General features: G+C 46.9%; 6 protein-coding genes. 3 read left to right on the forward strand and 3 right to left on the reverse strand.

Features of this window, described 5'->3' with window-relative positions; translation table 11 throughout:
- Nucleotides 1–40: 40 nt before the first annotated feature.
- Nucleotides 41–1,174 (reverse strand): glutathione-independent formaldehyde dehydrogenase, encoded by a 1,134-nt coding sequence (locus L579_RS15550; RefSeq protein WP_021185150.1) that lies wholly within the window; start codon nucleotides 1,172–1,174, stop codon nucleotides 41–43.
- A gap of 262 nt (nucleotides 1,175–1,436) precedes the next feature.
- Between L579_RS15550 and L579_RS15555 the strand changes: the two genes are divergently transcribed.
- From L579_RS15555 to L579_RS15565, 3 genes are all read left to right on the forward strand, one after another.
- The gene (locus L579_RS15555) at nucleotides 1,437–1,604 is read left to right on the forward strand and encodes a general stress protein (RefSeq protein WP_021185151.1); all 168 of its coding nucleotides are present in this window, start codon (nucleotides 1,437–1,439) and stop codon (nucleotides 1,602–1,604) included.
- 201 nt (nucleotides 1,605–1,805) lie between these two features.
- The gene (locus L579_RS15560) at nucleotides 1,806–2,279 is read left to right on the forward strand and encodes a YciE/YciF ferroxidase family protein (RefSeq protein ID WP_021185152.1); all 474 of its coding nucleotides are present in this window, start codon (nucleotides 1,806–1,808) and stop codon (nucleotides 2,277–2,279) included.
- Nucleotides 2,280–2,303: 24 nt separating this feature from the next.
- Nucleotides 2,304–2,813, forward strand: coding sequence for a ferritin-like domain-containing protein (locus L579_RS15565; RefSeq protein ID WP_021185153.1), 510 nt, complete (start codon nucleotides 2,304–2,306; stop codon nucleotides 2,811–2,813).
- Nucleotides 2,814–3,131: 318 nt separating this feature from the next.
- Here the strand turns inward: L579_RS15565 and L579_RS15570 are convergent, their stop codons facing one another.
- Together L579_RS15570 and L579_RS15580 are read right to left on the reverse strand one after the other, a co-directional pair.
- Nucleotides 3,132–4,919, reverse strand: a complete 1,788-nt coding sequence (locus L579_RS15570) for a thiamine pyrophosphate-requiring protein (RefSeq protein WP_036626837.1) — start codon at nucleotides 4,917–4,919, stop codon at nucleotides 3,132–3,134.
- 452 nt (nucleotides 4,920–5,371) lie between these two features.
- A complete protein-coding gene (locus L579_RS15580; protein ID WP_021185155.1) occupies nucleotides 5,372–6,370 on the reverse strand; it encodes an ATP-dependent nuclease in 999 nt (332 codons plus the stop codon).
- Nucleotides 6,371–6,450 lie beyond the last annotated feature (80 nt).

Raw genomic sequence — 6,450 nt, forward strand, 5'->3', positions numbered from 1 at the left:
GGCGGTCACGGGCCAAAGCAGGGACCGCCTGAAAAACTGATCATGGTTTAAGGATCACTTTGGTCCAGCCTTCAGATCGGTCATCGAAATGCCTGTAACCCTCTGGAGCATCGGCCAGAGCCAGCCGGTGGGAAATAATCTGTCCCGGGTGCGCTTTATCCTGAGAAATCAGCCGGGCCAGCTGACGGTTATAGGCCTTAACATTGGCCTGGCCGGTCCGAATGGCCTGCCCTTTAAACCAGAGGCTGCCGAAATCGAACGGCATTTTCCCCTGCTTAGCCAGTTCAGTTGTCGCGCCGGGATCCTGAGGGACAAACACCCCCACCACGCCAATTCCACCAGTGGCTTTAGTTGAGGCAACCAGGCAATTCATTGTCACTGAATTATCCTCATGTCTATGCTTATCACAGCACTGATATCCCACACATTCACAGCCGCAGTCGGTACCGCGCCCCTCCGTCAGTTCCAGAATTTTTTGTACGGCTTCTTCTGCTGGCGCATTAATCGCAATGGTTCCTATTTTTTCCGCCAGGGCCAGGCGATCCCGATGGGTATCAATCACAAAAACCTGCGAAGCACCTTTTATCATGGCTGAGTGCGCTGCCATTAAGCCAACGGGTCCGGCACCATAAATCGCCACGCTCTCGCCAGGACGTAGCCCTGCAAGCTCAGTAGCATGCCAGCCGGTGGGGAAAATGTCAGACAGCATGACATAGTCCTCTTCCTTTTCGGCCGCATCCGGCGGCAGTACCAGACAATTGAAATCGGCAAAAGGCACACGTAATAGTTCAGCCTGCCCCCCGTCCCAGGGACCCATTTCAGCGAATCCATAAGCAGCTCCTGCGGAACCGGGGTTAGCCGTGAGACAAAAACCGGTCAGCCCTTTCTCACAGTTTTCACAAAAACCACAGCCTATGTTGAAAGGCATACAGACATAATCGCCCACCTTAATCCGCTCAACGCCACTGCCAATTTCGACTACCTGACCAAGATTCTCATGCCCAAATATTTTTCCTTCTTCAAAGCTGGTTCTTCCTTCATACATATGGAGATCGGAACCACAAATATTGGTGGTGGTGATACGGACTAAGACGTCCCCAGGACGCACAATTTTCGCATCCGGTACATTTTTTACCGTTACGTCATATGGCCCATTATAAACAATTGCTTTCATGGTTTATGTTCCTCACAGGATGATTTAATCAAATTTACGTTATAAATTAACAAGCGGAGCGAAGATCGTTACAAAGTAAAAAACACTGCATACACAACCTATTAAAGATCAAGCCTGGCATAATATGAAAAACAAACAAAATAAATGAGGTATTTCACTTGCGCATTATCATTTCTTAGTTAGGCTTTAAATGGAACGACGCGCATGACAACAAAGAGAGTATTTATTGTCATGTAGATTATACTCATGAAGAGGTATTATTATGACTCAGCACAGAGGCGGTTCAGGAAATTTCGCAGAAGACAAAGAAAAAGCGTCTGAAGCGGGTAAAAAAGGTGGGCAGCACAGCGGCGGTAATTTCAAAAACGACCGTGAAAAAGCGTCTGAGGCCGGTAAAAAAGGCGGCCAGAACAGTAATCGCGGTTCCTGAATAAAACTGCCGCTACGGTAATGTTCAGATTTCGGCAGGGACGCTGAAAGTCACATAACAACGCTATTATTTTCAACGTGTTGAACTAAAATAAAAACATATGATTATCTATCATGAAAGACACTTCAATTATGGGTGGTAGATATCTTTCATAAAAAACATCTGCGCCTCTCTCTACTTATTTCTCTGGAGTCGATAATTATGAAAGTGGAAACATTAATAGAGCTATTCATTCATGACCTTTCAGATATCTACAGCGCTGAAAAGCAAATTACCCGCGCTTTACCTAAGATGGCACGAGCGGCAACTGACCCCGACCTTATTAATGCTTTCCAGCTGCATCTGGAAGAAACGCAGGGACAAATTGAGCGTCTTGATAAAGTTGTCGAAAGCCATGAAGAATTGCGCATAAAGAGAATGAAATGCCATGCGCTCGAAGGTTTAGCCGAAGAAGCACAAGAGATTATTGAAGGTGTTGTCGCAGGTCCGGTAAGAGATGCCGGTCTTATTGGAGCGGCGCAAAAAGTTGAGCATTATGAGATTGCTACGTATGGAACTCTCATAGCGATGGCCAAAAATTTGGGTCTGAACGAAGCAGCTACTTTACTCGCGGAAACGCTTGAAGAAGAAAAAAATACGGATGTCAAATTAACAGAAATAGCCGAACAGCATTAATTTGTTGCTAACCAGGAGTAAATTATGTCTTCTTCACTTTCTCATTATCATGACTGGCTGAAAGATGCGCATGCAATGGAAAAACAGGCCGAAGCCATGCTTGAGCAAATGGCTAAACGTCTGGAAAACTACCCTGAACTGAGGATTCGCATTGAACAGCATCTGGAAGAAACCCGACAGCAGCAGACTTTGCTTGAAACTATTCTTGATCGCCAGGGTATTGCCCACTCAAGTATTAAGGATGTAATGGGAAAAATGGCCGCGATGGGACAGGCTTTTGGCGGCATTTTTACCGAGGATGAGGTAGTGAAGGGTGCAATAAGCGGGTATGTTTTTGAAAATGTGGAAATAGCAAGCTATATGAGCCTTATTGAGACGGCAGCTCAGGTGGGTGACGATGAGAGCATTACTCTTCTGAAGCAAATATGCGAACAGGAACTGGCTATGTCGGACTGGCTGGTAAGTTATCTGCCCGCACTCACCCGGCAATATCTGACAAGAAGTGAAGAGCCGGGAGTCGAGGCAAAGCGGTAAGAGCTATAGGTTTACCCTGGCTAACTTACCATTCATTCAGCTTATAGGAGGTGAGCATTATGACCGATCGCCCTGTTGAAGGTGACCATCCGGACTACAATCCGCGTAAAGAATAGCCTGATAAGAAGCGAAAAGATGATGAAAAAAATGCACCGGAGTCAGGCGACAAACAACCTGACTGACAGTTAAACCGCCGAGAGGCGGTTTACTATTTTTTCCCGCCAGGCCCGGTTTCCTCCCTCAGGATCATTTCCTTCAGTTTTGCGCACTCTCCGATAAGTTGCGGCACATCATCCTGTAGCCCCGGAGGCGATGCGCTTATTGATCCCGTTTTTTTGAGAACAACTGGCTGGCCGTGTCCCGGATGACCTGAGATGCACCGCGGTCGCCTTTAGCCATGGATGACATAAATGCTTTAGCCTGCTTAAAAGTAATATGCGGCGGCAGAGGAGCCACTTCCGGATCCGTTTTGACCTCGAGCAGCACAGGGCGGTCAGCGCTGAGGGCACGCTGCCAGGCGCTGGCCAGTTGCTCCGGATCGTCAACGTAGATGCCTCTCAGTCCCAACGACTCGGCAAATTCGGCATATTTAACGTCTGGCAGCTGCTGTGTGGCTTCAAAACAGGGATTACCTTCCATTACGCGCTGCTCCCAGGTTACCTGATTCAGGTCCTGATTATTAAACACGCATATGATGAGGCGCTTATCCGCCCACTGCTGCCAGTATTTCTGGATGGTGATCAGCTCCGACATGTTATTCATCTGCATCGCCCCATCTCCAACCAGCGCCACGACCGGACGTTCAGGATGGGCAAATTTTGCCGCTATGGCATAGGGAACAGCAGCCCCCATGCAGGCAAGACCGCCTGACAACGTGGCTCGTTGCCCCTGCTTGACGCGATAGTCGCGCGCAAACCAGTTGGCACAGGAACCGGAATCTGATGTGACAATAGCGTTGTCAGGCAGCTGTGGAGACATCTCCCAGACGACACGCTGAGGATTAACAGGGTTAGCGGCGGCAAATGCACGCTCCTTGATTTGTTTCCACCATTCCTGGACTTGTAGTGCAATGCTTTCCTGCCATTTGCGATCTTCTTTATGAGACAGGAGAGGTAACAATGCGCGAAGGGTTTCAGTTGCATCGCCGTGGAGATTGACCTCGCAGGGATAACGTAATCCAAGCATGGCCGGATCGATATCAATCTGCACGGCACGCGCCTGCCCTTCCTTAGGCAGAAATTCTGTCCAGGGAAAACCACTGCCAACCATCAGCAGGGTATCGCAGTGTTGCATCATTTCCCAGGAGGGTTTCGTACCCAGCAAACCAATTGCTCCCGTGACAAAAGGCGCATCATCCGGCAGTACATCTTTGCCAAGTAACGCTTTGGCAACGCCAGCGCCCAATATATTAGCTGCCTGCACAACCTCAACTGCGGCCCCTCGTGCACCAGAGCCAATGAGGATTGCGACCTTTTTCCCCGCATTGAGTACCGCTGCCGCACGCTGTAAGTCTGCGTCATAGGGAATGACCTTTGGCCGCTGGTATCCACTTCCGGAGTGAGTGAAGCCATGAAGATGTGGTGGAGCCAGCCATTCTTCATCCTGAATATCTTTAGGAATAATCACTACCGCCACGCCATTCTGCGCTTTGGCAATGCGCACGCCCCGATCAATAAGATGACGTACCTGTGCAGATGATGCAGCTTCCTGTACGAAGTTCGCCACATCCGAGAAAATACGATCTAAATTCATTTCCTGCTGATAGCTGGCGCCTCTGGCTGTAGCCTCTGCCTGACCCGCGATGGCCAGTACGGGAACGTGGTCCATTTTTGCATCATACAATCCCGTCAGGAGATGCGTTGCTCCCGGGCCTCCGGTAGAGAGGCAAACGCCCAGTTCGCCGGTAAACTTGGCGTGTCCGGCAGCCATAAAGGCCGCCATTTCTTCATGGCGTACCTGGATAAACTCGAATCCTTCTCCTTTTTCGTTCGCACGCTGGATAGCCCCCAGTACGCCATTTATACCGTCGCCCGGATAACCATAAATGCGAGTAACACCCCACTCTTTCAGACGCTGTACAAAGAAGTCGCTGGTTTTAATGCTCATCATGGGTTTCCTTCTTCAGGTCATGTGAACCTAAAGCATAGACGATGAGACTGACTGAGCTGTCGGCTTATGCTCGCCCAGGAATGTATTATCCTGTTATCCAGATCTGAAACCCTGCGCTATTCATGAACACAATTCTGTTCTTTCTCGGTATGGCCAGCGAAACTGTGGCTAATGCGCACAAAAGCCTCCTGTCGGGAATTTTGGTGAAATAGCCTTACCCAAATCCAAAACATAATGAAGACCGCAATCCTGTCTGAGATGCTGAATTCTGCACACGTCTCTGTTGTTAAATTTTTGGATGCTGGCAAAGAAAGAATGCTCGTGCAGACCGTACTGGAAATACGGGGAACCCTGATGAACAAAGAACAGGACAGCACAGAGAGGACTGTCAGATTAGGTCTGGCTCTGTGCCATAGCTGTGTCAAATATAAGCTACTACAACTGAATATTTAGAAAGGTTCTTTAACGTGTTGCTCAAGATAATCTCCGTCGAAAGTGATATCTTGCTCAAGCACGCCAGCTATTTTTTTGATCTGATTGACGATTGAAATACTATTATCATTAAAATCAATTTTCTTAGCAAACTCGAATGCTGACAAAGGCTTACCTTTTTTAGAGTCATGCACGTAATTGTGAGCATGTTCAAAGTTCCTTATCGACACATACCTTTTGACTTTGCAACCATTCCTACTTTCAGCTGAAGACATTGCAGTCCAGATTGAATCATTCATAATCCAGGCGCTATTAATACGCTTAGTCCCATCTCTATTTAAAACGACTTTCCCTTTTTCATACAAATGTCTCTCATCAGAGTCGTGAATCACATGTTGATTTATTTTGAAACTTCCAAGGACGTTAATAAAGAAAGGAATATTATTCTTTGAGCCCGTATTCAAAACAAAGATTTCTTTCTCTGGGAAGTGCTTAATTAACATCTCCCTGACTATAATTGCCTCAGTATCTCCTTCCACCAAAACAACTTCATCGGCAAAAAAACTTTCGCATATATGAGGATTGAATCTATTGAGCATCTGAATTCGTTCTTTTGTTTCCTCATCTTTTATAAAGAGAACTTCAGATGTCTGATGTATTTCAGTTTTCCCATCCATACACTCTATAAATCCAGCTAAAGATGTATGAGGTTTACTTAAATCAATCAGCTGCGGGTCGTGTGAAACACAAATAACTTGATAACTATCACTTTCCGCGATCTTATATAAAGTTTCGCGGAACTTTCTCTTATTACTCGGATGCAAATATAATTCAGGCTCCTCAAAAAGGATAATGTGTTTTTTATCATCTTTAGTGTTTTTGAAGAGTCCTAACAAAGTAACTATTGCTTGTCTAATTAAAGCATGACCATGTAAATCAAATGTTCTGTACCCATCATGTTTGTTAGACTCAAGGACTTCTGCTTGATCAATAATAGCATCTAGCTTTTCAACCATCTCCAATAATTGCTCCTGCTCCTGCTCCTGCTCCTGCTCCTGCTCCTGCTCCTGCTCCTGCTCCTGCTCCTGCTCCTGCT

This window comes from Pantoea sp. AS-PWVM4, from assembly GCF_000468095.1.
GTDB lineage: Bacteria > Pseudomonadota > Gammaproteobacteria > Enterobacterales > Enterobacteriaceae > Pantoea > Pantoea phytobeneficialis.